Origin of the sequence: Serratia sp. S4 (assembly GCF_000347995.1) — a bacterium.
GTDB classification, from domain to species: domain Bacteria; phylum Pseudomonadota; class Gammaproteobacteria; order Enterobacterales; family Enterobacteriaceae; genus Serratia; species Serratia quinivorans.
Map to the genome: position 1 here is coordinate 1,960,048 of NZ_KB661120.1, position 24,568 is coordinate 1,984,615.

A 24,568-nucleotide genomic window follows, 5' to 3' on the forward strand; every position below is an offset into this window, starting at 1 on the left:
CATGGTGATGCGCCTGAGATAAAAACAAGGAAGGTAACAATGTTAAAAGTGATTGCTGAAGATTTTATCAAGCTCGATTGTGTTGAAACGGTGATGCCGCTGTATCAGGAACTGGTGGAGAAAACCCGGCAGGAGCCACTTTGCCTCTCCTATGAGTTGTTTATCGATCACCAGGATGCTGGGCATTTTATTTTTGTCGAGGAGTGGCCCGATCGCGCCGCGCTGGACGCCCATTGCCAAACGGAACACTTCAGGCGTTTGGTGCCCTTGATCAATCAGCACCAGAGTAAACCCTGTACCTTCCTGTTTATGCAGCCTTTTTCCGCCGTAAAATCCTAATCAGCAAAAAAAGCCCCGCAGAGCGGGGTTAATGGCTTCTCAAGCACTGTCTTGTAGTGATTAAAAATTAGACTGCGAATGATTGCCATTCACTAAGAATGTTCTTAAAAGGATTTGGCCGCGGCCTGGCGCACCCGCTCCACCCAGCCTTGCTGATAGTCAAAGGAAGCGGCTTCATGCCGGTTCAAACCTTGGCGGACGATGGCCTTCACCGCCTGACTCGCCAGCGGATTTTTTTGTGCAATCTGCCGGGCGAGAGTCAGTGCCTCCTCGCGTGCGCTACCCTCACTGATGCGGGAAATGGCACCCTGCTGCCAGGCTTCCTGCGCGCTGATGATTCGGCCGGTCAGTAACCACTCGAGAGCGATATAGGGTGAGATGCGCGCCGGCAGCCGTGAACAGCCCCCTTGCGCAGCAATCAATCCCAGCCCGGTTTCCGGGAAACTGAACTGTGCGCTGTGGCTGGCGACGATCAGGTCGCAGGCCAGCGCTATCTCGAAACCGCCGCCGAAGGCGATGCCATCGACTGCGGCAATAATCACCTTGGTGAGCTGGGCATGCACCAGACCGCCAAATCCTTCCGGTTCGACCACCGGCAGTTCTCCCTGCTGGAAGGCCCGAACGTCCATTCCGGCGGAAAACACTTGCGGCAGGCCGGTCAGCACTATCACTCGAACGGCATCATCCTGTTCGGCCCGTTGCAGATAGCCCTGGATCAGTTGCGCCATCGCCAGATTGATGGCGTTCTTTTTTTCCGGCCGGTTCAGGGTAATCACGGCAATGCCGTCATTCTGCTCATACCGCACCGGGAGGGGCAGATCACTCATTGGTTTTTTCCCCCTGGAAGAACAACAGCGTCAGCAGCAGGGCGATAGCCCCCAGCGGCAGCGAGAACAAGGGGAGATAAAAGGCCGGCAGCGCATACAGCGTCAGGCCACCCAGCATGCCACCCGCTGCGATGCCGGCATACAGCACCGAGCTGTTGAGTGAAACGGTCAGTGCGCCAAAGCGTTTGGACAGCGATAACAAGTGGTGCTGGATCGGCACCAGATACATCCAGCCGGTAATGCCCCAGACCAGAAAAATCGCCAGTACCCACCAGGGGGAACTGACGTAAAAGGCCAGCAGGAACAGCGAAACGGTTTGCACCGATACCGAAAACAGCAGCACAAACTTGCTGCCGAAGGTATCGGTTAACAGGCCGGAAACGAAGTTACCGATAACGGCGCCGATACCGAACACCAGCAGCGCAATCGGCAAAATGGCCTCCGGGCCAAACTGGGTGTTTTTCAGCAATACGCTCACATAGCTGTAAACGATATGCTCGGAACAGACGGCGAAAAAGGTAATCAGCAGGGTGGTCAGCACCGCTTTTTGTCGCAGCGGAGCAAGCCGCTCTTTTAGCGTGTGTTTACCCGGTGCCGCGATGGTGCTCAGCGCCAGCGACAGCCCAAGCAGTGAGACCGCGCCCAGCAAGGCGATCAGCAAAAAGATTTCCCGCCAGCCGATCAACTTTGCCAGGAAGGTGCCGAAGGGAATGCCAAGGGCGATGGCCAGCGTCATGCCGCCGTAAACAATAGATATCGCCAGCCCGCGGCGCTTTTCCGCCACCAGCCCAACCGCCGCCGCAGCGGCCTGTGGCGTATAACAAGCCGCGCCCAGCGCCGCCAGCACCCGCCCGGCAGACATTTGCAAAAAACTGTCGGCATAGGCACAGACCAGATTACCGGCGATAAATAACACCAGGGCCAACTGCAAAATATGTTTGCGATTGAGGTTCCCCAGCAGCCAGGCGGTCAGCGGGGCAAACAGCATATAAGCCAGGGCAAATACCGAGATTAACTGCCCCGCTTGCGCGGGGCTGACGGCAAAGGTGCCGGATATCTCGTCGAGGATACCGGCGACAATAAACGCGTCGGTCCCGATGGCAAAGGTACCGGTCGCCATCAGACACAGCGTAAGAAAATGGCCGTTATAGTCCGTCAACTTCATCCTGCTCTCCGTAACTGATTGGCAGCCCAGACTTTGCTTAACGCCGCCAGGAAATATTCCACGTCCTCATGAGTATGGGCAGAGGTCGGCGTAACGCGCAAACGCTCGCTACCGGCCGGAACCGTTGGGGCGTTCACCGGCTGCACGTAAATATCGTACTCATCGAGCAGTTGTTTGCTGATGTGCTTGTTGCGGTGTGGATCGCCGACCAGCACCGGCAGAATGTGGCTGTCCTCCGAAACCAGCGGAATGCCGGCGTCGCGCAGGCCGGACTTCAAGTGGTCGATGATCGCCAGCAGATGCTTGCGCTGATTGTCATGCTCCAGGTTGTATTTGAAGCTGGCCAGCGCGGCCGCCACCACCGGAGCCGGGGACGAGGTGCTGAAGACAAACGCTGGCGACCAGCTACGCACCGCTTCAACCACCACGCGCGGGGCGGCGATGTAGCCACCGGCAGCGCCGTAAGATTTGCCAAAACCGCCCTGGATAATGGTTATTTTGTCCAACAGGCCAAGTTGTTCGGCATAGCCCAACCCGCGATGACCGTAAACGCCGGCGGAGTGGATCTCGTCCAGATAGGTCAGCGCCTGATATTTCTCAGCCAGTTCCACAATTTGTGCCAGTGGGGCAAAGTCGCCGTCCATTGAATAAAGCGACTCGAAGGCGATCAGTTTGGGCCGATGCGGGTCGGCGGCCTGCAGCAGCTCGGCCAGATGGGCCACGTCATTGTGGCGGAAGATCTTTTTCTCCGCCTTGCTGTAACGGATGCCGTAAATCATCGAGGCGTGGTTCAGCTCATCGGAAAACACAATCAGATCGGGAATGGCATCACACAGGGTGGACAAGGTGGCGTCATTGGCACCGAAGCCGGTGGTAAACAGCAGCGCCGACTCTTTGCCATAGGCGCTGGCCAACAGGGTTTCCAATTCACTGTGATAGACAGAAGTGCCGGAAATGCTGCGTGCGCCGCAGGTGCCCAGCCCGACGCGGTTCACCGCTTCGGTGGTGGCCAGAATGACTTTAGGGTGATGGCTCATCGCCAGATAGTCATTGGAGCACCAGACGTTCAGACGGCGCTCACCGCCCTGACCGTGGCTGGTTGCCCAGGGTTTGTCCAGCACGCTGCGTTCCAGATTGAGGAACTCACGGAAGCGGCCCTGTCTTTTGGTTTCGGCCAGTTTTTCTTCAAGAATGTTCAATACGCTCATACGGAATTCCTTGCATTAGAGGGCTTTAATGACCAATGAAACACCCTGGCCGACACCGACACACATTGTCACCAGCGCATGGTTTAATTGCCGGGTATGCAGCTCCAGCGCGCTGGAAAGCACCAGTCGCGCGCCGGACATGCCCAGCGGATGCCCAAGGGCGATGGCTCCGCCGTTGGGATTGACCCGCGTATCCTTGAAGTCGATACGCCAGCTTTGCAGCGTCGCCAGCACCTGGGCGGCAAACGCCTCATTAATTTCAATCACGTCAAAATCGTTCAGGGTAAAGCCGGACCGCGCCAACAGCCGATCGGTGGCGGCGACCGGGCCAATTCCCATCAGCGAAGGGGCGACGCCGGCGCTGGCGCTGTCACCTATCTCCGCCAGCGGCTGCAGCGACTTGCGTTTCACATAGCGGCCGCTGGCCAGCAACAGCACCGCAGCACCGTCATTGATGCCGGAGGCGTTGCCGGCGGTGACCGAGCCGTCGGGGGTAAAGGCCGGTTTCAGCGCCTGCAATTTTTGCAGCGTGGTCTGACGCGGGAACTCATCCTGTTCGAAGGTTTTACGGGTTTTACGGTCGGCCTGGACCTCAAGCGGCGTTATTTCCCTGGCCAGGCGGCCATTTTCGATCGCCCGCCAGGCCTTCTGCTGCGAGGCCAGGGCAAAAGCATCCTGATCGTCGCGGGATATCCGGTACTGCTGCGCGACGTTCTCCGCCGTTATGCCCAGCGGATCGCTGCCATAGCGCTGTGCCAACTGCGGATTGATAAAACGCCAGCCCAGGGTGGTGTCGTAGAGTTTGACCCCCTTGTCGAAAGGCGTTTCACTTTTACCCATCACGTAGGGCGCGCGGCTCATGCTTTCCACACCCCCGGCCAATACCAGATCGCTGAGGCCGCTTTTTATTTTTGCGCTGGCGTAGATCACCGCATCCAGCCCGGAAGCACACAAACGGTTAAGGGTAATCGCCGGCACCCCCTGATCCAGACCGGAGAGCAGCGCTGCCATCCGGGCCACGTTACGGTTGTCTTCTCCGGCCTGATTGGCGCAGCCGAGGATCACCTCATCAATATCCGCTTCGGTTTCAGGATGTCGTTGCAGCAGCACCCGGATAATCGAGGCCGCCATATCGTCCGGACGAGTTAACGCCAGGCTACCGCCATAGGCGCCAATAGCCGTGCGCGTGCCGTCGATCAGATAGACTCCATCGTCTTTAATCGTCATCATTTTTCCTTAGGGCGCGACGGCCAGCTCTGGCCGGGGGGTATTGAGCAAAGAGTAATGCGGGTAATAGCGGGCGGAATGCAGCAGTTGAGCCATATTGTCCAGCGTCGACTTCACGTTTTTTTGCCCAAGCTGCGCCAGCCAGCTAAAGATGCCATCGGCATAGTTAACGCCGGCCACCGCGGCGATATCGATGTCCGCCCGGCTGCAAACCCCGCTCTCCACCATAATCACCGACTCATTGATCAGGCTGCTCAGGACGCGGGCGACAATCAGGCCCGGGGAGTCTTTAATAAACTCCACCTGTGGGATCAACGTTTGCAGCAGCGTCAGAAACAGCGCTTTATTGGCCGTGCTGGCATCCTGGCTGTGGGCAGCCGCCAGATAGGCGGTATCGGCGTAGTTGAGCGCGGCGTCGATCACGAAGGTATCGAGTTCGGTCAATTCAGCCAGCAGATTGGCGGTGCGGCCATCGGTAATTTTGATGGCCATTGCGTCATTCACCCGGATAAAGCGGCCCAGCGTTGGCTGTTCCGATTGGCGATTAATCTGCAACCTTGGCCAGAGCGCCAAAGCGCGCTGTTGCAACAGGTCGAACAGGGGATGTTCACCATAAAAATTCAGTGAGGTCGGCGTGCCGCTGCCTGCGTCGGCGGAGCTGGGTGTGGCGGAAGAGGGGGTAAAAAAGGATCGGCCGTTTTTCTTCCCCAGCAGCCCGGCATCCACCAGCGAACGTTGCAAATGACCGGGGGTATAGCGGGGGTCGTACTGCATGTCCTGCCAAATCTGGCTGCTGACCTGATAGTTAATATCCTGGCCGATAAAATCGGTCAGCTCTAAAGGTCCCATGCGGAAGTGGCCACCGGCCTTGAGTGCGCGGTCGATCTGCGGCGCCAGCGCCACGTTCTCTTCCAACAGCCGAAACCCTTCCAGATAAAAAGGTCGCGCCATCCGGTTGACGATAAAGCCCGGCGTGGCTTTGCAGACCACAAACTGTTTGCCTATCACCGTCACCAACTGCTGGCAACGCAGGCTGGTGGCCCGGCTGGTAAAGTAAGACGGAATAATTTCGATCAGTTTCATCAGCGGGGCCGGATTGAAGAAGTGCAGGCCGATAAAACGGGCGTTATTTTCGACGCCTGCCGCCAGCTTATTCAATGACAGCGATGAGGTATTGGTGGCGATAATCGCCTCTTTTTTCACCGTGGCCGCAATCGCCGAGAGGATCTCATGCTTGGTTGACTCATGTTCCGCGATGGTTTCAATCACCAGGTCGCTGTCGGCAATAGCCTCGAAAATAGGAGAGAAAACCAGATTGGCCAATATCTCGCCTTTCTTCTGCAGGCTTATTTTACCGCCATCTATTTTCTTATCCAGGTCACGGATAATATAGTCCCTGGCCTGATTCAGATTATTACCGCTACGATTATAAAGCAGGGTTCGTATGCCGTTTTGCGCCAGAAGATAGGCAATACCTCTGCCCATGGTCCCGGCACCAATAACAGCGACCGAATGGATTGCCGAATTATTCTCTGCCATAAAAATCCCCGTGAGTATTTTTCTGCCTTGCGAATTTCGCAAATGCTTATAATTTATTCGGATTTAAAAAGCACCAGGTGCCTATGGCGAAGGTAATGGGCATAGCTGCCAGTGTCTAACGGTAGAAGTGACAGGTTTACAATAAATCGGCTTTATGTTATTCGCGTACTTTCCGCTATTAATGCCATTTAAAGGCGTTATTTATTAATATCCGAGCAGGCATAGCTGTTTTTGATATAGGCATGGTACTTTTTATACTATGAAACGGCTGTTGCCGCTCCGGGCACTCCACTATAGTTAATCTTACTTATCGATAACCCGGTGCGGCCTTCTGGAGAATCTGTTTTATGGACACCCACCTTCAGCCTTTGATGGATGCCTTACTGACCAGTCTGCCTGACCGCGAGGTTTTTTTAAGCCAACTGGCACCCTGTGCCCAGGCTTTGGGTTTTGAATACTTTTCTTACACGGTCTTTTCCTGCTACCCGGCCAGCCGACCCAAAATGCTGATAGAGGGCAATTTCCCCGAGTCCTACCTGGAGGACTATCGCAAGCTGCGGGTCTACCTGCAGGATCCGGTGATTGAGCAGGCCCACCACTCCACGCTGCAATTTTACTGGGACGAACATTTCTACCAGGACAAGCCAGAGCTGTGGTGGCGTATGGCGCAGTTTGGTATTCGCGAAGGCTGGTCGCAGTCGGTCAAGGATTGCTATGGCCGGTTGGGTATTCTCACCTTTGCCGGAAAAAGCATTCCCGCTCAGTCGCCGCAGGCCAGTGCGCGTAACGAAACCTTTTTCCTGTGGTTGGCACAGATGGTTCATAAAACGCTGCGTGAAGCATTAATCTCGGTGAACGACGAGGCAATCAAAGATGTGCTGACGCTGCGCGAAAAAGATATTTTGCGCTGGTGCAGCGAAGGTAAAACCTCGGAAGAGACCGCTCTGCTAATGGGGTTGAGTGAGCGGACGGTGAATTTCCACATTGGCAATTCGATTAAAAAGTTGTCGGTGGCCAATAAAACCGCCGCCACGGCGAAGGCGGTGTATTTACAACTTATTTAACCGCGTTTGAAATAGTTAATCGGCTAGCCGTTAGAAATGTGATGTTTATATTTTGTTAAATAAAGAATTATCCTGGTCAGTATTTACCGCCGATCACAAAAGCGCGAGAAAGCGTTTCACCCTTATCCTTCCCGGCAGTACCCTGTAGGCACCAAGGTTGCATAGAAGGGATGTGATATGTACAAGACCATATTAGTGCCGATAGATATTGAAGAAGATCTGTTGACCGAGCATGCGCTGGAGCATGTTGAGTACCTGGCGAAAATATCCGGTGCCAAAGTGCATTTCTTCCATGCGCTGCCGGATGCTTAGGCATTCGTTACCGCTTATTCTTTCGGGATCAAGGAATTTGAGAATCAGGCGGAAGTCAAAGCGGTAGATAAGCTCAAGAAGATCATGTCGGAAATCGACATTCCCCTGGATCGCCTGGATTACACCATCAGCTTTGGTTCACCGCGCGATGAGGTACTGCAGCTGGCGGATGAGATTGGAGCCGATCTGATCATCATCGGCTCGCGTCGCCCGAGTGTAAAAACCTACCTGCTGGGCTCCAACGCGGCGGCCATTGTGCGCCACGCCAATATCTCGGTGATGGTGGTCAGGTAATCTTTTCAAATCAGGCCCGCAGTATTGAACTGCGGGCCTGTCTCATTCAGCGGCAGAGCGCCACAATCTCGTCATACAGCGTCTGCGGCAAGCTAATGCCGTGCTGCTCACTGTACTGTCGACGCTCAAAACGCCGTTCCCCCGGAATACGCGCCCCTTGCTCTTTCATATCCGCGAATAAGGTTTCTGCCCTGGCCAAATGTGCCGCCTTGTCCGCCCCCAGAAAACGATCGGGATCCATCGCGATGATTAGCTCGCCGCCGTAAGGGGAGGAGCCGGTCTGCCGATCGTAGGCCAGCGACTCCTTACTGGTCATATCGCCAATCAACGGCCCGGCGATCAGCTCCACCATCGCCGCCAGCGCTGAACCCTTATGCCCGCCAAAGGTCAGCATCGCCCCCTGCAACACGCTGGCCGCATCGGTGGAAGGCTCCCCTTGTTGATCGATACCCCAGCCCGGCGGCAGCGGCGTACCGGCGCGGCGATGCAGCTCGATTTCACCGCGTGCCGCCGCGCTGGTGGCCATATCGAAAATAAAGGGCGGGCGCTGCGGGCGCGGCCAGCCGAAGGCAATCGGATTGGTACCAAACAGCGGCCGGGTTCCTCCAGCCGGCGTGACCCAGGCATGGCTGGGGGTACAGGCCAGTGCCACCAGACCCCGATCGGTCAGGGGTTCGATATCGGCCCACAGCGCCGAGAAATGCACACAGTGATTAATCGCCAGTGCAGCGATGCCGTTGGTGCGCACCTTATCGATAAACGCCGGCAGCGCGGTACGGTAGGCCAGCAGCGAAAAAGCATCGTGAGCATCCACCCGCAAGATCGCCGGGGCTTGATCGATAATCGTCGGGAGTGCCTCGGCGGATACCTTACCGGCCAGCAGCGAACGCACGCAGCCAAGTACCCGATACAAACCATGCGAGGCGCAGCCGTCGCGTTCACCGGCCGTCACATTCTGCGCGACGGCATCGGCATGTTCGGCACTGAAACCGTTGCTGCGCAATGCGCGCAATGCTAGTTCATAGGCTTCTTTCAGCGTCAGACTCTGGGTTTGCGTCATTACATATCTCCTTTACGGTTACTCTTCCTCATCACCGGCAAAATTTGCCTGAGGTAAACAGGTATAGGCGCCCCAGTAATAGATTGCCAATGCAATGACCGCCACCGTGAGGGTATCCCACGGGTGACCAATAGCGTTGATGCCACCAAAGCTGCCGAGATAGGACGCGACAATAATCAGCGCGTAGAAGGCTATCAGCCACAGCGACGACCAAATCTGTTGCTTCAGACTGACGGCGTGGGTTGGCACCTTGTTTTTGAACAGGATATAGACCACGAACATCAGGATCTGCAGGCCCAGCAGCCAGGAAACGGTGTTCCAGCCGGACCAATAGACAATCAGCGCCGAAATGATAAATGACACCGGACCGAGCACGCAGAAGCCGCGCACGAAGAAGGGACGCGGCAGATCTGGCGCATTGCGGCGCAGACCGGCAGCAGTCACCGGCGCAATGGCGTAGCTCAGCACCAACGCGGCGGAAACCACGCCGATTAGCTTCTCCCAAGAGGGGAAGGGCAGCGTCCAGAAGATCGACAACGCAAAGGTCAGCCACAGGGCAGGGCGTGGAATGCCGGATTCACCGTCGACGCGGGTAAAGATCTTAAAGAAAGTGCCTGCACGAGCCCAGCCGTATATCACGCGTGGGGTGGCGTTCATGTAAATATTGCCGGTGCCGCTCGGTGAGATAATCGCATCGCTCACCACCAGTAACGCCAGCCAGCCCATCCCCAGGGTGATGGCGATATCACGGTAAGGCAGTGAGAATTGCTGACTGATACCGGCCCAGCCGCCGCTCAGCATCTCACTGGGAATACTGCCGAGGAAGGCCACCTGCAGCAGCACATAAATGATGGTGGACAGCACCACCGACAGGATCAGCGCGACAGGAATGGTACGCTGCGGATTTTGCACTTCGCTGGCGACCGAGATAATCGGCGTCAGGCCCAGATAGGCGAAGATAATCCCCCCGGCAGAAATGGCCGCTTCCACCCCGGCGGAGCCAAAGGGCGCAAACCCCTGGCTGTGCAGGTTTTCGGGTTTGAAGAAGCTGAACAGCACCACGATCACCAGCAGCGGCACCACAAATTTAATCACGCTGATCAGATTGTTGGATTTGGCAAAGGTTTTGACGCTGTAGTAATTCAGGGCGAAGAAAAAGCACAGCAGCAGGAGCTGGACCAGCCAACCGATTAGCGTTGGGTTGCCGGAGCCGGGCTGGCTCAGAAAAGGAAACCAGGCGGCGGCGTACTGGCGGGCCGCGACGATCTCAATCGATATCAGGCTGGAGAAGGCGATCAGGGTAATAAACCCCAGCAGATAACCCATCAGTTCGCCGTGGGAGAATACCGGGTAGCGGATAATGCCGCCGGCCCGGGGCAGCGCGGCACCCAGCTCGCAATAAACAATCCCGAGCAGCAGCACGGCCAACCCGCCGATCAGCCAGGAGTAAATGCCGGCGGGGCCGGCAATGGAGGAGACGTGGCTGGCGGCGAACAGCCAGCCGGAACCAAAGATTGCGCCCAGGCCGATAAACGTCAAATCGGTGAGCGTAAGCTGCTTCTTGAATTTGCCTTGGGTTGTCATGGGTTTACCCTTTTGTTATTAGGTGGCATGCAGATGCGGCCGGGCTAGTTGTTGGCAGGTGAGTGGATCGGATCTCGGGTGTAAATACCGTTCACCAGCCGTAGCAGGCCCAGTGGATTACTGTCTTGTAACGCTGACGGCAACAATGCGGCCGGGTAATTTTGCAAACAAACCGGGCGCAGGAAGCGTTCAATGGCCAGGGTACCGACCGAACTGCCGCGTGCATCGCTGGTGGCCGGATAAGGGCCGCCGTGTACCATGGCATCGCACACTTCGACTCCGGTTGGGTAGCCATTGAACAGCACCCGACCGGCCTTGCGGGTCAGCAACTGCGCCAGCGGTTCGGCGTCGGCCAGATCCTCTGGGTCGGTCAGCAGCGTGGCGGTCAGTTGGCCTTGCAAGCTTTCCAGTGCGGCGGTCAGTTGGTGCTGGTTTTCCACCGTCACCAGAATGGCTACCGGGCCAAACACTTCTTCCTGCAGCAAGGGATTGCCGCTGAGCAGTAAGCCGATATCGGCCTGATACAGTTGCGGTGCGGCTAAAAAAGGATGTTCCTCGCGGCTACCGGCCAGATGACGAATGCCTTCGTGCTGATCCAGTGCTGCCAATCCGCTGCGGTAATGTGCCAGCGTGCCGGTATTGAGCATCGGTTGCGGGGCGGCGGCGTTCACCAGCTCGGTTAATTCACCGATAAACTGGCTGAATACTTCACCGCGTTGGCCGATGATCAGCCCCGGCTTGGTACAGAACTGGCCGCAACCCAGAGTGAATGAGGCCACCAGCTCGCGTGCGATCTGCTGCCCACGTTGGGCTAAGGCCTGCGGCATGATGATCAGCGGGTTGATGCTCGACATCTCGGCAAAGACCGGGATAGGGTGCGGACGGCGCATGGCCAGATCGAACAAAGCCCTGCCGCCGCGCAGCGAACCGGTAAAGCCCACCGCCTGAATGGACGGGTGCTGTACCAGTTCCGCGCCGATGCGGTCGCCGTAAATCATGTTGAATACCCCGGCCGGGATCTGTTGCTGCTCTCTGGCCCGTTCAATCGCCTGTGCGGTCAGCTCGGCGGTGATCATGTGGCCGCTGTGCGCCTTGAATACCACCGGGCAGCCTGCGGCCAGGGCAGCGGCGGTATCACCGCCTGCGGTAGAGAAGGCCAACGGGAAATTGCTGGCACCAAACACCGCCACCGGCCCGAGTGCCGTGCGGTATTGGCGCAGATCCGGACGCGGCAGCGGTGTGCGCTGCGGCAAGGCGCAGTCTATGCGTACGCCGTGCACATCACCACGGCGCAACAGGGTGGCAAATAACCGCATCTGGCCACTGGTTCTGGCGCGTTCGCCACTCAGACGCGCTAATGGCAGAGCGGTTTCCTGCATGGCGTAGTTAAAAAACTCCTCATCCAGTGCATCCAACTGCCCGGCAATCGCCTCAAGGAAGTCAGCCCGCCGTTCGGCACTGAGTTGTGAATAGGCGGTGAACGCCTGTGCGGCGGCATCGGCGGCGGCGGCGGTTTCTGCGATGCTGGCCGAGAAAAAACGGTGGCCGGTTGGCTGGCCGTTATCGGCACGCAGGCTGACCAGTTCGGCCTCACCGCTGGCACGGCGTTGACCGCCGATAAATTGTTGACCACGGATGGTATAAACGTTGGACATGGGTTCCCCCGGTTGGCTGGTGTTCAGGCCCGGCAGGCGGCCGGGCGAGAGTGGCAATTACAGGCCGACGTCCGGCAATTCAGGGCGGTTTGCCAGCGCTTTTTTAACTACGGCGGTGACTTCTGCCAGGGTATCGCCCTGTAATGCCAGGCGTGGCGGACGGGTAATGGCGCTGCCGCGGCCGACCAACTCTTCACACAGCTTGATGCATTGCACCAGGTCCGGACGAGCGTCCAGATGCAGCAACGGCATAAACCAGCTATACAGCGCCAGGGCTTCCTCAAAGCGTTTTTGCTTCGCCAGACGGAACAGCGTTTCTCCTTCGCGCGGGAAGGCGTTGGACATGCCGGAGATCCAGCCTTCGGCACCGACGGCGATACTTTCCAGCACCACGTCATCAAGCCCGGCGAACAGCACAAAGCGATCGCCCACTTCGTTACGCAGATCGATAAAGCGGCGAGTGTCGCCGGAAGAGTCTTTGAAGCACACGATATTTTCGCAATCAACCAAGGACGTCAGGATGTCGGGCGTCACATCGTTTTTGTAAATTGGCGGGTTGTTGTAGACCATGATCGGCAGATCGGTAGCACCGGCAACGCTGCGAAAGTGGGCGGCGGTTTCATGGGGTTTGGCGGAGTAGACCAGCGCAGGCATGACCATGATGCCGTCGACGCCGACCTTTTGCGCTTCTTGCGCCATGTTGCGAGCAAAGGCCGTAGTGAATTCGGCAATTCCGGCAATCACCGGTACTTTGCCTTGTGCGGCATCGCGTGCCACTTCAATCACCGACAATTTTTCCTGCACGGTCATCGAGGTGTTTTCGCCCACGGTGCCACACACCACCAGGCCAGAAACGCCGTCTTTGACCAGGTTTTTTATCACCGTATGGGTGGCATCGAGATCCAGAGAGAAATCGCTACGAAACTGAGTGCTGACCGCCGGAAACACGCCGCTCCAGCTAATGGCTTTATGGCTCATAGTGTTTATCCTGTCGTCCAAGTTTGTTAATCAATGGTGAATTATTGGTAAAATCCAATCACAGATTGACCTGTATTGTCCGCAGGGGCTTGACGGTTTTCTCCGAATGCCATGACGAAATTGGCACAGTGGTGCAGAGTATCAGGCAAGCAAAAATCTGGCCGTCAAAGTGCCGAAATAAATTTTTTTATAAAATAAATCAGTTTGTTATGAGATGATGCTAATGCGGAAGTCACGTGGCGTAGAGCCGGTCATGGCTTTGAATTGGCGGCTGAATGCGCTGTGATCGGTGTAACCGCACTGCAGGGCGATGTCGGTTATGGGTAAATCGCCGGCCAGCAGTTCGGTGGCTTTTTCCAGCCGCACCTTGTGGATCATCTGGCGTGGTGTGAGGTGGAAAATACGTTTGCAGTAGCGCTCTATCTGCGCCACGGAAAGGGCGGTGAGGGCGGTTAATTCCTCGAGGGCAATAGGTCGGGCATAGTGCTGACGGATATAGACGTCGATCGCCGCCAGTCGCTGATAGGCAGGATGGTTTGCTTTGGCCTCCTGCAGATCGTGCGAGATGCCAGCCATACCGATGATCTTGCCCTGAACGTCATAGAGCGCCAGTTTTTGTGTCAGGCACCAGCCGGTCTCTCGCCCACTGTACAGGTGCATTTCCAGTTGGTCCTGAATCAATGCCCCCTGCTGCAGTACCCGCAGATCCTGTTCGGTATAACCCGAGCCAAGCTGGGCCGGAAACACCTCCGCCGAGGTTTTTCCCAGTAGCGGCGTGACGGTTTTAAAGCCGCAGCGCTTGGCCAACGTCAGGTTGGCCAGCAGGTAACGCGCTTGCAGATCCTTGATAAAAAACACCACGTTGGGAATAGCATTGAGCAGCGGGGCGATCAGAGCCAGAGAGTTGAGCAGGTCGTGCAGGGTGTTCGGGCGCTGTTGTGCCAGGCCATCGCACCAGCGTGACAGTTGTTCAACGGCAAAAATGTCCTGTTCCGGCTCCTCGATAACCGGCCGGGAGGCCGTAACAAGCTGATGATCCTGGGCTAATCGCATGGCAATACCTTTTCCCACTGGGTGGCACTGAATCTGAGGTGGCCGGACCGGCCGTTTGGCAAGCGCCTCATCAATATTAACTTTCTTATAACTTTTCAAGCGTAGCTGCCAATTATGCGGATCACCGCATACTTTTGCTCGCCGGGTTGTCTCGATCCGGCTAAACCCTGCTCAGGGGATTGTGCTGATTTCGGCATTTGCTACGCCGAAATGCATCAAGCCGCCGTCAACAGATTCGGTCAGTCTAGCTCCATCGGTAACATTTCATTAACCCAGGAGACTCCGATGGCACTTTCTTCGCACTTCACCGCGCTGCGGGCGATCGATTCCCATACCGCCGGGGAACCCACCCGACTGATTGTCGAAGGATTCCCCGATTTGGGCACTGGCAGTATGGCGGAACGCAAGGCGCTGTTTGCTCAACAATATGACGACTGGCGTAGCGCCATCATTCTGGAGCCTCGTGGCAACGACGTGCTGGTGGGAGCCTTACTGTGCCAGCCCTGCTCACCACAGGCCGCCGCCGGGGTGATTTTTTTCAACAACAGTGGCTATTTGGGCATGTGTGGCCATGGCACCATCGGTCTGGTGGCCTCACTGGCCTATCTGGGGAAAATCGGCGTCGGTGAGCACCTGATCGAAACCCCGGTGGGCACGGTGAACGCCACCTTGCATCAGGATGGCAGCGTGACGGTGGAAAACGTACCGGCCTATCGTTATCGTCGGCAGGTCAGGGTTGAGGTCAACGGCTACGGGCCGGTGGTGGGCGATATTGCCTGGGGCGGTAACTGGTTTTTTCTGATCGGCGAACATCATCTGGCGATTAATACGCAAAATCTGGATGCGCTGACCGCCTTTAGCTGGGCGGTACGTCAGGCGCTTGAGGGCGCAGGGATATATGGCGAAGACGGCGGCGTTATCGACCATATCGAGCTGTTTGCCGCCGACCCGCAGGCCGACAGCCGCAACTTTGTGCTGTGCCCCGGCAAGGCTTACGATCGCTCGCCCTGCGGCACCGGGACCAGCGCCAAGCTGGCCTGTCTGGCGGCCGACGGCAAACTGCAGCCGGGTGAGATTTGGCACCAGGCGAGCGTGATTGGCAGTCAGTTCAGCGGCTATTACCAGCGAAGTGGCGATCGCGTTACGCCGTTTATTCGTGGGCAAGCTTACGTTTGCGCCGACAGCCAACTGCTGCTGGATGAGCGCGATCCCTTCGTTTGGGGGATCCGCTGATGATTGCCGGCAGGCGGGCGGATGCGATTGTGGTGGGGGCCGGCATTATCGGCGCTGCCTGCGCCTGGCGACTGGCGCAGCAAGGATTACAAGTTTTGCTGGTGGACAACCAGCGTGCTGGGGCGACGGCGGCCGGTATGGGCCACCTGGTGTGCATGGACGATAATCCTGCCGAACTGGCTTTAAGCGCCTATTCATTGCAACTTTGGCGCAGTCTGGTGGCGCGTCTGCCGGAAGGCTGCGCCTGGCGTGGCTGCGGTACGCTGTGGCTGGCGGAGCGGGACGACGAAATGGCGATTGCCGAAGCGAAGCGGCAACGCATGGCCAAATACGGTGTGACCAGCGAAACCCTGAACACTGCGCAGGTCGCTGTTCTTGAACCCATGCTGCGGCCCGGCCTGGCCGGTGGTTTACGCGTGCCGGGGGACGGCATTGTTTATGCGCCCAACGTTGCCCGCTGGTTAGTGGCTGACGCCGGACCCTCGGTCAAGGTCATTGCGGGTGAAGCCGTCGCGCTGGAACAGCAGGCGCTGGTGCTGGCGAGCGGCGAACGTTTAACCGCACCGGCGGTGGTGCTGGCATGTGGTCTACAGGCTGACAGGTTGCTGGAGCAACCCTTGTTACGAGCCAAAAAAGGGCATTTGGCGATCACCGATCGCTACCCGCAACGGGTGCACCACCAATTGGTTGAGTTGGGTTATGGTGCCAGCGCACACGCCAGCGACGGGACTTCGGTGGCGTTTAACGTTCAGGCGCGGCCGACCGGTCAGCTGTTGATTGGTTCCTCCCGTCAGTTTGACGCCCCAGACAGCACTATCGACATGCCGTTACTGGCCGCCATGCTGACACGCGCCACCACCTTTCTTCCTGCCCTGGCACAGATGAACATTATCCGCTGCTGGACCGGCCTGCGTGCCGCCTCCGCCGACGGTCTGCCGCTACTCGGGCCACATCCCCAGCATCGCTGGTTATGGCTGGCATTGGGGCATGAGGGGCTGGGGGTTACCACCGCGCTGGGCAGCGCCGCGTTGATTGCCGCGCAGATCCATAATCATCGACCGGCGATTGACGATACCCCTTACCTGGCTGCACGAATGTTCCCTAAGGAGGCGTTGTCGGTATGAAACAAAACCTGCTGACGTTGACCCTCAACGGTGAAAGTCTCTGCGTACCCGAAGGACTTAGCGTCGCCGCAGTGCTCAGCCTGAGCGGGCTGGATAGCTGCCGCATCTCGGTCACGGGGCAACCCCGCGCCGCGTTTTGCGGTATGGGCATTTGCCAGGAGTGCCGGGTGACGGTGAATGGCCTGCGGCGGCTGGCGTGTCAGACCCTGTGCCAGCCTGGAATGCGTATTGAGAGGACAGAAAATGAGTGATCTCGCGTGCGATGTGCTGATTATTGGTGCGGGTCCGGCAGGGTTGGCGGCAGCCCGTGCGGCGGCGCAGAGTGGCCAGTCCGTGTTGGTGCTTGACGATAACCTGCGTCCCGGCGGGCAGATCTGGCGTGACGGGCCGAACGTGGTGTTGCCGAGCCTGGCACAGCAATTCCGACAGGCGGTAGGGGTGCTGAATAATGTGGCGCTGCTTAACGGCGTGAAGATTATAGCCCAGTGCGGGGCGCAGAAAATTCTCTATGAAGATGCGGGGGGGAGCGGGGTTGTTGATTATCAAGCGTTGATCCTGTGCTGTGGTGCCCGTGAACTTTTGTTGCCGTTTCCCGGCTGGACCCTGCCCGGAGTCACCGGTGCCGGTGGGCTGCAGGCGCAGATTAAGCAGGGGGTGTCTATTAAAGGGGAGCGGGTGGCGATTGCCGGGAGTGGGCCATTGTTGTTGGCCGTTGCTGCCAGCGTGGTTAAAGCCGGTGGTGAAGTGGTGATGCTGGCGGAACAGGCACCCGCTGCTCGGCTGGCGGTTTTTGCCGGCGGATTGTGGCGTTGGCCGGTGAAGTTACGTCAATCCTTTAGCCTGTTCAACCGGCATTATCGTCCTGACAGCTACGTGCTGGAGGCGTCAGGTGGCTCGCGGCTGACGGCGATCAGGATGCAAAAAGGGCGGCGTGAAGTAACCTTAGAGTGCGATCGTCTGGCCTGTGGGTTTGGGTTGGTGGCGAATATCGAACTGGCGATGTTGCTGGGGTGCCGTATCCAAAATGATGCGGTTGACGTGGATACTTACCAGCAAACCAGTCAGCCGCAGGTTTATGCCGCCGGTGAATGTACCGGGATCGGCGGCAGCGAGTTGGCGCTGGCTGAGGGGGCGATTGCCGGTTATGCCGCCACCGGCAACCTGATGCAGGTACAGGCATTAACGGCGCAACGTGACAAGTGGCGGCAATTTGCCGGCGCGGTAGCGCGAACCTTTGTGCTTAATCCGGTGCTGAAAACGCTGGCGACACCGGAAACGCTATTGTGTCGTTGTGAGGATGTGCCGCTGCATCAGTTAAGTGGATCAGCTGATTGGACGGCCGCCAAGTTGAGCAGCCGTTGTGGTATGGGCGCTTGCCAGGGCAAGATTTGTGCGGCGGCAGCGCGCCATTTGTTCGACTGGTCACTGCCCGCCCCACGGATCCCTTTAACGCCAGCCAGGGCGGCCACCCTGGCCCGGTTGGGAGGTGGCGAGAGCGAGGGATAAGCCCGTAACACTCAGACATGCCGCACGGTGATGATGAATAATCCCCGGCGGCAAACTGCGTCAGTTGAGCCAAGTGTCAATCTTGCTGCCGCTGAGACTACTGTGGCCAGTAATAGGTTTTCTCATGCCAGCCTTTGCCATACATACAAGATTCGATAGTCGCCGTTCGTGCCCCTTCATTGCGATCGTTTTGCACCGTTTTAAACGACGGTTGTTTATCGTAACGGTAGCCTTTCGGGCAGTCTTTTTTGTCTTTCTCGCAGCTGTGGTATTGGTTCTCGTAGCTGAACTCAAAGTCGCGGACGACATCGGGTGGAAAACGCTCGTATCCCCGTCCCTTGCATTCTGCATACTCCGCCTCGCGGGTGGCGTTACCGGCGCCGGCTCGTTCCCATTGGGTACAGGCGGTCAATGTTACTAATGGTAATAAAATCAAAACTCTATACTTCTTCATGGTATCCCTGACTCTTCCTTTCGTCCTATATGCACACGCTAAGAATCTTCTTAGGTGGAGCCTGAGTGTAATAAACTGCTGTTAAAATTGGAAATGATAATGGTTATTGTTTAGATGAGGTTGAGGTGAGGCTGGCGGTCATGTGTGAGGAAGAGGCGTTGCTGATAAGTAGAATAATACTTATTGGTTATAATATTCATGCTAAGGTTTTTCTGTGTTTGTTTTTTGTTTATTTATTAAGATATTTACCTAAGGATTTATTCTTATTATTGGCTATATAAGGATATTTATACTCTGTGGAATTAAACCAGGTATCTTTATATTGCTTTTTATAAATGCTCACAATTAAAACCATTATTGAATTTGCCGGGAATGCGATTGCAATTCAGGTGTAAATTTTTTAGATTCAGGATCGATGAATGACAGTCATGATGATGAAGACATTAAAGGGAGTTATATTTTGGCGAATAAACCTGAAACACCTGAAAATAATGGCAATTTACCTTCATTATCAGAGGATTGTGATCGGCTGAGAAATCTTTCTGATGTCGGTGATACATTTGGTTATGGCCGTACTCGCTTCTATCAATGGTGCCGTGGCCGCGGTTTTCTTACCCTGATGAATGCACCCTCTACGGAGATGATTAACGCCGGTTATATGGTGACTACGCTGTCTGAAAACGGTTACTCGCGGGTCTATGTGACGCAAGATGGCTTTAACTATGTGGGTAACGCCTTTCGCGATGACATACAAAAACGCATGGTCAAAATTTAAGGGAAACCATAAAAATCTCATTCTTTTCAATATACTAACTACAGAATATTCTTATTGCTGCGGGCTGTCCTGCCCTGTAGCAATAGCGTCGGCAGAGATAGGAATTTTCCTGACCTGATTTTCCTCAGCCCACTGGAAGTTATCTTATTTTTCTATTGGTGATGTCCCGGCGCTACAGCCAGCGGCTATTCTCTTGCTAGTATGAGGGTTGGTTTATTTCAGGAGCTAAGGATGAAGCATTACGCCGCGTTACTTGTTACCACCGTGCTGTTGTCTGGTTGTGCTACTCAGGCCGTTCCGTTGCAGCAGGCTGAATCAGCGCCGCCCAGCCGGTTGATGCTTTATCAGAATGTGCCACAAACGCCATTTGCCACCATAGTGGTGGTCCGCGACAGCGGGATGCTGGCGGGAAGTTGCCGGACTGGGGTATATATCAACGGCGAGTTCGCCGCCTCGCTGGCATCCAAAGAGAAGGCCGAGTTTCGGGTGCCGGTAGGCAATAACGAAATCAGTATTGGGCAGGATATGATCGAAAACAGCCTGTGCATCTGGCGTGATACCAGCGGGCGACTGCCAATGACGCTACGCGCCGGTGAGAGCCGCTATTTCCGCGTTGCCGGCGATATGCAGCGTGGGTTTGTATTGCAGGCCGGTAAGCCTTAAGCCTGGCGGGGGGCTATCAGCGACGCAGCCACCATTCTCCTGGAGGGAAAATGGTGGCCGGCGATAAGGGCAGCAGACTATTGACGGTAAGCGTGCTTAATCTGTTGGATGCTGTTTTTAAAAATTTCGGCCTGGCTCGGGTCTTCAATCTGCGCGATAAAGCGCTCCATGTTGATAATGACTTTCCCGGCATCGGCCTGACCGATCGATTTCAGGATCAGCGTCAGCGTGGCTTTAAGGCAGGCAACTTCTGTTGCCAGCGTTTCCGGGTTTGCAGACGTAGTGAAATCAACGTTGCTCATTTTCTCTCCTGATTTTTGAGGCCGAAGCCTGAAACAATGTGCATTTTGATGCGCACCCACATCGATTTCATTCACTCGAACCTGCAGATGCGTATTTAACTGGGCGCGGAGTATAGCATAGCATGCAGGTATCCATCTTCACTGATAGCGCTGTCGCAGTGTCCGTACCATTAGCTGAGGTCAGTTCCAGGGTTTAAGCAACTTCACATTATAGTGCATACTCACTATTGATGAATTAATCGGCTTGCTGAACAATACCGCCAAGTTATTTTTTTTGAGTTAATAAGTATTTGTCTGGCAGGTTATTGTTAACTTGTTCCTGTTATTTAAATGATCAACATTAGTCTCTTGTCTGACGTTGGCTTGGCATGGATTGAATAATTTCTTTTGCAATGAATTTCGCCATGTGAGATAAAGACAATCTTGCCATTTTGTTTGGTTTCAATGAATTACAAGCCAGTTATGCGGATGTTGATATTATTTGTGTTGCGATTGCTTACACTGATTTTACCTGCGGTTTAGGTTAGACGATCTATGATGAGCCCAGAGGTCTGCATTGTAATATTCACATCGTCGGTTTTTATCGACAAACAACGGTTTTATCGGGCTGCGTTGGGTGACTAAAATTCAAAAATCTGGCCCATTGCGCAAAGTTAATCGGGAGTAAGTATTAATCTGTGTTCATTCTTGGCTGAAAAACAAGTAATATCTCTGCCTATAACAGAGGCTGATTGCGTTACTCCCTTCTTTTTGGAGATTTTTCCTTGATTAGCGTTCTTCTTGTTGATGACCACGAACTGGTGCGCGCAGGGATACGACGCATTCTTGAAGATATCAAAGGTATAAAAGTTGTCGGGGAGGCCCAATGCGGTGAAGACGCCGTGAAATGGTGCCGTGGCAATGCTGTAGATATCGTTCTTATGGATATGAACATGCCGGGTATTGGCGGGCTGGAAGCCACGCGCAAAATTGTACGTTATGCGCCCGACGTTAAAGTCATCATGCTGACTATCCATACTGAAAATCCATTGCCGGCCAAGGTGATGCAGGCGGGTGCTGCAGGTTATCTGAGCAAGGGCGCGGCGCCACAGGATGTGGTGAATGCCATTCGCGCCGTGCAGGCCGGGCAGCGCTATATCGCGTCCGATATTGCCCAACAGATGGCATTGAGCCAATTGGAGCCGCAGACGGAAACGCCGTTTAGCTGCCTGTCTGAGCGCGAGCTGCAGATTATGCTGATGATCACCAAAGGCAAAAAGGTTAACGAGATCTCGGAACAACTGAGTCTCAGCCCCAAAACGGTGAACAGTTATCGTTACCGCATGTTCAGCAAGCTGAATATCAGCGGTGATGTTGAATTGACACACCTGGCTATCCGACACGGATTGTTCAATGCGGAGACTTTGTTAAGCAGTGAGTGACCGTTTTGATGCCAAAGCATTTCTAAGCACTGTAACCAGCCAGCCTGGCGTCTACCGAATGTACGACGCTACTGGCACGGTTATCTACGTCGGTAAAGCCAAAGATCTGAAAAAACGCCTCGCCAGTTACTTCCGCCAGCAGGTGGGAAGCCGTAAAACTGAGACGCTGGTTAAAAATATCGCGCAAATAGACGTTACTGTTACGCACACAGAAACAGAAGCGCTATTACTGGAACATAACTACATAAAGTTATACCAGCCGCGATATAATGTTCTTTTGCGAGACGATAAATCTTATCCGCTGATCTTCCTCAGTGCGGACAGTCACCCGCGGCTGGCCGTGCATCGTGGTGCCAAACATGCCAAGGGGGAATACTTCGGTCCATTCCCAAATTCCTATGCCGTGCGTGAGACGCTGGCGCTGCTGCAGAAACTGTTCCCGATACGTCAGTGCGAGAACAGCGTATACCGCAACCGCTCGCGCCCTTGTTTGCAGTACCAGATTGGCCGTTGCCTGGGGCCTTGTGTCGCCGGGCTGGTGAGTGAAGACGAATATCGTCAGCAGGTGGACTATGTGCGCCTGTTCCTGTCTGGTAAGGATCAACAGGTACTGCATCAGTTGATCGAAAGGATGGAAACCGCCAGCAAGGCATTGAACTTCGAAGAGGCAGCGCGGATACGCGATCAGATCCAGGCAGTACGCAGGGTGACTGAGCGTCAGTTCGTGTCCGGTAACAGCGACGATCTGGATGTGATCGGCGTGGCATTCGAGGCCGGCATGGCCTGTCTGCACGTCCTGTTTATCCGCCAGGGCAAAGTGTTGGGTAGCCGCAGCTACTTCCCCAAAGTGCCAGGCGGCACCGAAATGAGCGAAGTGGTGCAGACGTTTGTCGGTCAGTTCTATTTACAGGGTAGCCAGATGCGAACCTTGCCGGCGGAAATCCTGTTGGATTTCACTCTGCCGGAAAAAGAGCTGCTGGCCGAGTCCCTGTCTGAGCTGGCCGGTCGCAAAATCCAGATCCAGAGTAAACCGCGAGGCGACCGTGCACGCTACCTTAAACTGGCGCGTACCAATGCGGCGACCGCTCTGACCACCAAGCTTTCCCAGCAGTCGACCATTCATCAGCGACTGGCCGAATTAACCAAGGTGCTGAATCTTTCCGAGATTAACCGCATGGAATGCTTCGACATCAGCCATACCATGGGCGAGCAAACCGTCGCTTCCTGCGTGGTGTTTGACGCTAATGGGCCGCTGCGTTCCGAGTATCGGCGCTATAATATCACCGGCATTACGCCAGGGGATGATTATGCGGCGATGGCGCAAGTGTTGAAACGCCGCTATGGTAAGGCTCTGGAAGAGAAAAAAATCCCCGACGTTATCTTTATTGATGGCGGTAAGGGGCAGCTTGGTATGGCGATTGACGTGTTTAACTCGCTGAATGTGAGCTGGGATAAAAACAAGCCCTTGCTGATCGGTATCGCCAAAGGTGCTGACCGTAAAGCCGGGTTGGAAACACTGTTCTTTGTTCCTGAAGGTGAGGGGATTGCTTTACCGTCGGATTCACCGGCGCTGCATGTGATCCAGCACATCCGTGATGATTCGCATAACCACGCGATCACCGGGCATCGGCAGAGAAGGGCAAAAGTAAGAAATACCAGCGCGTTGGAACTGATCGACGGCGTTGGGCCAAAACGGCGACAGGTGCTGTTGAAGTATATGGGTGGACTTCAACCATTATTGAACGCCAGCGTTGAGGAAATTGCAAAAGTGCCGGGTATTTCACAAGCATTGGCAGAAAAGATCTACAATGCATTGAAACACTGAGGGCAATGTAGCAACATACTCTTAATTCCCACTCCAGCCAGATAGTTACCCTAGCATTATGCAATTGAATATACCGACTTGGCTTACTCTGTTTCGCGTAGTTCTGATCCCATTCTTTGTTCTGGCATTTTATCTGCCGTTCACCTGGGCTCCGATGGTTTGCGCCGTCATCTTTGTGTTTGCTGCCATAACCGACTGGTTTGATGGTTTCCTCGCCCGTCGCTGGAAGCAAACTACCCGTTTCGGGGCCTTCCTCGACCCGGTTGCGGACAAGGTGATGGTCGCGGTGGCACTGGTGCTGGTGGCTGAACACTACCACGTTTGGTGGATCACTCTACCGGCGGCGACCATGATTGCTCGTGAAATTATCATCTCGTCACTGCGTGAGTGGATGGCGGAGATTGGTAAGCGCAGCAGTGTCGCGGTGTCCTGGATTGGCAAGGTAAAAACCATGGCGCAGATGATGTCGCTGGTCGGCCTGCTGTGGCGCCCGGACCGTACCGTTGAGTATGTGTCCTTTGGTTTGTTGTACATCGCTGCGGTGCTGACTTTCTGGTCAATGTTCCAATATTTGAACGCTGCCCGCAAAGATTTGCTGGAACCCTGATCAAAGCGCTGCAAAAATCGTCAAACAAACGTAATGAGCCAACAATTTTATTGACTCATTACGTCAGGTAAGTAGAATGCATCGCATCAGACGGCAGCAGTGATTTGCCGAAAGATAGCAAAAAAATCAGTAAGTTCTGATTAATGCGGGAATAGCTCAGTTGGTAGAGCACGACCTTGCCAAGGTCGGGGTCGCGAGTTCGAGTCTCGTTTCCCGCTCCAAATTTGATAAAGCTGGTGTTTTACGAGCTTTAGCCTGAAAAAGGCAAACAGAATTTAGGCGCGTTAACAAAGCGGTTATGTAGCGGATTGCAAATCCGTCTAGTCCGGTTCGACTCCGGAACGCGCCTCCAA

23 protein-coding genes, 2 tRNA genes and 1 pseudogene are annotated in these 24,568 nt (G+C 55.3%); 14 read left to right on the top strand and 12 right to left on the bottom strand.

Annotated elements, in window-relative coordinates:
• Window positions 1-39 precede the first annotated feature (39 nt).
• Window positions 40-339, top strand: a complete 300-nt coding sequence (locus tag SERS4_RS0109855; RefSeq protein ID WP_012006252.1) for a putative quinol monooxygenase — start codon at window positions 40-42, stop codon at window positions 337-339.
• Between the two features lie 104 nt (window positions 340-443).
• On the opposite strand, the gene SERS4_RS0109860 is transcribed toward SERS4_RS0109855, so the two are convergent.
• Genes SERS4_RS0109860 through SERS4_RS0109880 form a run of 5 tightly spaced genes read right to left on the bottom strand, consistent with a single transcriptional unit; the run spans window position 444 to window position 6,305 of the window.
• On the bottom strand, window positions 444-1,166 hold the full coding sequence (locus tag SERS4_RS0109860; RefSeq protein WP_017892357.1) for an enoyl-CoA hydratase-related protein: 723 nt from the start codon (window positions 1,164-1,166) through the stop codon (window positions 444-446).
• Window positions 1,159-2,331 carry an MFS transporter gene (locus tag SERS4_RS0109865; RefSeq protein ID WP_017892358.1) on the bottom strand — a complete coding sequence of 391 codons (1,173 nt, stop codon included), beginning with the start codon at window positions 2,329-2,331 and terminating at the stop codon, window positions 1,159-1,161. The genes SERS4_RS0109860 and SERS4_RS0109865 overlap by 8 nt, the downstream gene beginning before the upstream one ends.
• On the bottom strand, window positions 2,328-3,539 hold the full coding sequence (gene hemA / locus SERS4_RS0109870; protein ID WP_017892359.1) for a 5-aminolevulinate synthase: 1,212 nt from the start codon (window positions 3,537-3,539) through the stop codon (window positions 2,328-2,330). Before hemA ends, SERS4_RS0109865 begins: the two co-directional genes overlap by 4 nt.
• Window positions 3,540-3,554: 15 nt before the next feature.
• The gene (locus tag SERS4_RS0109875; RefSeq protein WP_017892360.1) at window positions 3,555-4,766 is read right to left on the bottom strand and encodes an acetyl-CoA C-acyltransferase; all 1,212 of its coding nucleotides are present in this window, start codon (window positions 4,764-4,766) and stop codon (window positions 3,555-3,557) included.
• A 9-nt stretch (window positions 4,767-4,775) separates the two neighbouring features.
• Window positions 4,776-6,305, bottom strand: coding sequence for a 3-hydroxyacyl-CoA dehydrogenase NAD-binding domain-containing protein (locus SERS4_RS0109880; protein WP_017892361.1), 1,530 nt, complete (start codon window positions 6,303-6,305; stop codon window positions 4,776-4,778).
• A gap of 347 nt (window positions 6,306-6,652) precedes the next feature.
• Here SERS4_RS0109880 and SERS4_RS0109885 point away from each other — a divergent pair, with 347 nt between their 5' ends.
• Window positions 6,653-7,369 carry an autoinducer binding domain-containing protein gene (locus tag SERS4_RS0109885; RefSeq protein WP_017892362.1) on the top strand — a complete coding sequence of 239 codons (717 nt, stop codon included), beginning with the start codon at window positions 6,653-6,655 and terminating at the stop codon, window positions 7,367-7,369.
• Window positions 7,370-7,546: 177 nt separating this feature from the next.
• Window positions 7,547-7,975: pseudogene (locus tag SERS4_RS25720) on the top strand (universal stress protein).
• A gap of 46 nt (window positions 7,976-8,021) precedes the next feature.
• Here SERS4_RS25720 and SERS4_RS0109895 read toward each other — a convergent pair.
• The 5 genes from SERS4_RS0109895 to SERS4_RS0109915 all read right to left on the bottom strand — a co-directional run bounded on the left by SERS4_RS0109895 (window position 8,022) and on the right by SERS4_RS0109915 (window position 14,305).
• Complete coding sequence (locus SERS4_RS0109895; RefSeq protein ID WP_017892365.1) at window positions 8,022-9,035, bottom strand: Ldh family oxidoreductase; 1,014 nt, start codon at window positions 9,033-9,035, stop codon at window positions 8,022-8,024.
• Between the two features lie 18 nt (window positions 9,036-9,053).
• Window positions 9,054-10,619 carry an APC family permease gene (locus SERS4_RS0109900; protein WP_017892366.1) on the bottom strand — a complete coding sequence of 522 codons (1,566 nt, stop codon included), beginning with the start codon at window positions 10,617-10,619 and terminating at the stop codon, window positions 9,054-9,056.
• 44 nt (window positions 10,620-10,663) lie between these two features.
• Window positions 10,664-12,274 (bottom strand): aldehyde dehydrogenase (NADP(+)), encoded by a 1,611-nt coding sequence (locus SERS4_RS0109905; RefSeq protein WP_017892367.1) that lies wholly within the window; start codon window positions 12,272-12,274, stop codon window positions 10,664-10,666.
• Between the two features lie 57 nt (window positions 12,275-12,331).
• Window positions 12,332-13,252 carry a dihydrodipicolinate synthase family protein gene (locus SERS4_RS0109910; RefSeq protein ID WP_017892368.1) on the bottom strand — a complete coding sequence of 307 codons (921 nt, stop codon included), beginning with the start codon at window positions 13,250-13,252 and terminating at the stop codon, window positions 12,332-12,334.
• Between the two features lie 207 nt (window positions 13,253-13,459).
• Window positions 13,460-14,305 carry an AraC family transcriptional regulator gene (locus tag SERS4_RS0109915; RefSeq protein ID WP_017892369.1) on the bottom strand — a complete coding sequence of 282 codons (846 nt, stop codon included), beginning with the start codon at window positions 14,303-14,305 and terminating at the stop codon, window positions 13,460-13,462.
• Between the two features lie 285 nt (window positions 14,306-14,590).
• On the opposite strand from SERS4_RS0109915, the gene SERS4_RS0109920 reads away from it, so the two are divergent.
• From SERS4_RS0109920 to SERS4_RS0109935, 4 genes are read left to right on the top strand one after another with little or no spacing between them, the layout of a single operon-like run.
• On the top strand, window positions 14,591-15,538 hold the full coding sequence (locus tag SERS4_RS0109920) for a 4-hydroxyproline epimerase (RefSeq protein ID WP_017892370.1): 948 nt from the start codon (window positions 14,591-14,593) through the stop codon (window positions 15,536-15,538).
• A complete protein-coding gene (locus SERS4_RS0109925) occupies window positions 15,538-16,662 on the top strand; it encodes an FAD-binding oxidoreductase (protein ID WP_017892371.1) in 1,125 nt (374 codons plus the stop codon). The genes SERS4_RS0109920 and SERS4_RS0109925 overlap by 1 nt, the downstream gene beginning before the upstream one ends.
• Window positions 16,659-16,913, top strand: coding sequence for a (2Fe-2S)-binding protein (locus SERS4_RS0109930; protein ID WP_012006267.1), 255 nt, complete (start codon window positions 16,659-16,661; stop codon window positions 16,911-16,913). The genes SERS4_RS0109925 and SERS4_RS0109930 overlap by 4 nt, the downstream gene beginning before the upstream one ends.
• A complete protein-coding gene (locus SERS4_RS0109935; RefSeq protein WP_017892372.1) occupies window positions 16,906-18,168 on the top strand; it encodes an FAD/NAD(P)-binding oxidoreductase in 1,263 nt (420 codons plus the stop codon). The genes SERS4_RS0109930 and SERS4_RS0109935 overlap by 8 nt, the downstream gene beginning before the upstream one ends.
• A 97-nt stretch (window positions 18,169-18,265) precedes the next feature.
• On the opposite strand, the gene SERS4_RS0109940 is transcribed toward SERS4_RS0109935, so the two are convergent.
• The gene (locus tag SERS4_RS0109940; RefSeq protein ID WP_012006269.1) at window positions 18,266-18,622 is read right to left on the bottom strand and encodes a hypothetical protein; all 357 of its coding nucleotides are present in this window, start codon (window positions 18,620-18,622) and stop codon (window positions 18,266-18,268) included.
• 415 nt (window positions 18,623-19,037) lie between these two features.
• On the opposite strand from SERS4_RS0109940, the gene SERS4_RS25725 reads away from it, so the two are divergent.
• Together SERS4_RS25725 and SERS4_RS0109955 are read left to right on the top strand one after the other, a co-directional pair.
• The gene (locus SERS4_RS25725; protein ID WP_012006270.1) at window positions 19,038-19,397 is read left to right on the top strand and encodes a hypothetical protein; all 360 of its coding nucleotides are present in this window, start codon (window positions 19,038-19,040) and stop codon (window positions 19,395-19,397) included.
• Between the two features lie 231 nt (window positions 19,398-19,628).
• Window positions 19,629-20,060: a hypothetical protein gene (locus SERS4_RS0109955; RefSeq protein ID WP_017892376.1), complete on the top strand. Its 432-nt coding sequence runs from the start codon at window positions 19,629-19,631 to the stop codon at window positions 20,058-20,060.
• Window positions 20,061-20,137: 77 nt separating this feature from the next.
• Here SERS4_RS0109955 and SERS4_RS0109960 read toward each other — a convergent pair whose 3' ends face one another.
• On the bottom strand, window positions 20,138-20,362 hold the full coding sequence (locus SERS4_RS0109960; RefSeq protein ID WP_012006272.1) for a DUF2594 family protein: 225 nt from the start codon (window positions 20,360-20,362) through the stop codon (window positions 20,138-20,140).
• A 764-nt stretch (window positions 20,363-21,126) separates the two neighbouring features.
• On the opposite strand from SERS4_RS0109960, the gene uvrY reads away from it, so the two are divergent.
• From uvrY to SERS4_RS0109985, 5 genes are all read left to right on the top strand, one after another.
• Window positions 21,127-21,783 carry a UvrY/SirA/GacA family response regulator transcription factor gene (gene uvrY, locus SERS4_RS0109965; protein ID WP_012006273.1) on the top strand — a complete coding sequence of 219 codons (657 nt, stop codon included), beginning with the start codon at window positions 21,127-21,129 and terminating at the stop codon, window positions 21,781-21,783.
• Complete coding sequence (uvrC, locus tag SERS4_RS0109970) at window positions 21,776-23,608, top strand: excinuclease ABC subunit UvrC (RefSeq protein ID WP_026142303.1); 1,833 nt, start codon at window positions 21,776-21,778, stop codon at window positions 23,606-23,608. The genes uvrY and uvrC overlap by 8 nt, the downstream gene beginning before the upstream one ends.
• A 58-nt stretch (window positions 23,609-23,666) precedes the next feature.
• Entirely contained in the window at window positions 23,667-24,215 is a 549-nt protein-coding gene (pgsA, locus tag SERS4_RS0109975; RefSeq protein ID WP_017892379.1) for a CDP-diacylglycerol--glycerol-3-phosphate 3-phosphatidyltransferase, read from the top strand.
• A gap of 145 nt (window positions 24,216-24,360) precedes the next feature.
• Window positions 24,361-24,436 (top strand) — tRNA-Gly (locus tag SERS4_RS0109980).
• Between the two features lie 57 nt (window positions 24,437-24,493).
• Window positions 24,494-24,567 (top strand) — tRNA-Cys (locus SERS4_RS0109985).
• The last annotated feature ends 1 nt before the right edge of the window (window position 24,568 follow it).

Coding starts and splice junctions, on each gene's coding strand:
- SERS4_RS0109900 (WP_017892366.1), bottom strand. CDS start 10,619: ATGACAACCCAAGGCAAATTCAAGAAGCAGCTTACGCTCACCGATTTG.
- SERS4_RS25725 (WP_012006270.1), top strand. CDS start 19,038: ATGAATGACAGTCATGATGATGAAGACATTAAAGGGAGTTATATTTTG.
- SERS4_RS0109935 (WP_017892372.1), top strand. CDS start 16,906: ATGAGTGATCTCGCGTGCGATGTGCTGATTATTGGTGCGGGTCCGGCA.
- SERS4_RS0109875 (WP_017892360.1), bottom strand. CDS start 4,766: ATGACGATTAAAGACGATGGAGTCTATCTGATCGACGGCACGCGCACG.
- pgsA (WP_017892379.1), top strand. CDS start 23,667: ATGCAATTGAATATACCGACTTGGCTTACTCTGTTTCGCGTAGTTCTG.
- SERS4_RS0109940 (WP_012006269.1), bottom strand. CDS start 18,622: ATGAAGAAGTATAGAGTTTTGATTTTATTACCATTAGTAACATTGACC.
- SERS4_RS0109860 (WP_017892357.1), bottom strand. CDS start 1,166: ATGAGTGATCTGCCCCTCCCGGTGCGGTATGAGCAGAATGACGGCATT.
- SERS4_RS0109865 (WP_017892358.1), bottom strand. CDS start 2,331: ATGAAGTTGACGGACTATAACGGCCATTTTCTTACGCTGTGTCTGATG.
- SERS4_RS0109910 (WP_017892368.1), bottom strand. CDS start 13,252: ATGAGCCATAAAGCCATTAGCTGGAGCGGCGTGTTTCCGGCGGTCAGC.
- SERS4_RS0109905 (WP_017892367.1), bottom strand. CDS start 12,274: ATGTCCAACGTTTATACCATCCGTGGTCAACAATTTATCGGCGGTCAA.
- SERS4_RS0109925 (WP_017892371.1), top strand. CDS start 15,538: ATGATTGCCGGCAGGCGGGCGGATGCGATTGTGGTGGGGGCCGGCATT.
- SERS4_RS0109930 (WP_012006267.1), top strand. CDS start 16,659: ATGAAACAAAACCTGCTGACGTTGACCCTCAACGGTGAAAGTCTCTGC.
- SERS4_RS0109885 (WP_017892362.1), top strand. CDS start 6,653: ATGGACACCCACCTTCAGCCTTTGATGGATGCCTTACTGACCAGTCTG.
- SERS4_RS0109895 (WP_017892365.1), bottom strand. CDS start 9,035: ATGACGCAAACCCAGAGTCTGACGCTGAAAGAAGCCTATGAACTAGCA.
- SERS4_RS0109920 (WP_017892370.1), top strand. CDS start 14,591: ATGGCACTTTCTTCGCACTTCACCGCGCTGCGGGCGATCGATTCCCAT.
- SERS4_RS0109915 (WP_017892369.1), bottom strand. CDS start 14,305: ATGCGATTAGCCCAGGATCATCAGCTTGTTACGGCCTCCCGGCCGGTT.
- SERS4_RS0109955 (WP_017892376.1), top strand. CDS start 19,629: ATGAAGCATTACGCCGCGTTACTTGTTACCACCGTGCTGTTGTCTGGT.
- hemA (WP_017892359.1), bottom strand. CDS start 3,539: ATGAGCGTATTGAACATTCTTGAAGAAAAACTGGCCGAAACCAAAAGA.
- SERS4_RS0109855 (WP_012006252.1), top strand. CDS start 40: ATGTTAAAAGTGATTGCTGAAGATTTTATCAAGCTCGATTGTGTTGAA.
- SERS4_RS0109960 (WP_012006272.1), bottom strand. CDS start 20,362: ATGAGCAACGTTGATTTCACTACGTCTGCAAACCCGGAAACGCTGGCA.
- SERS4_RS0109880 (WP_017892361.1), bottom strand. CDS start 6,305: ATGGCAGAGAATAATTCGGCAATCCATTCGGTCGCTGTTATTGGTGCC.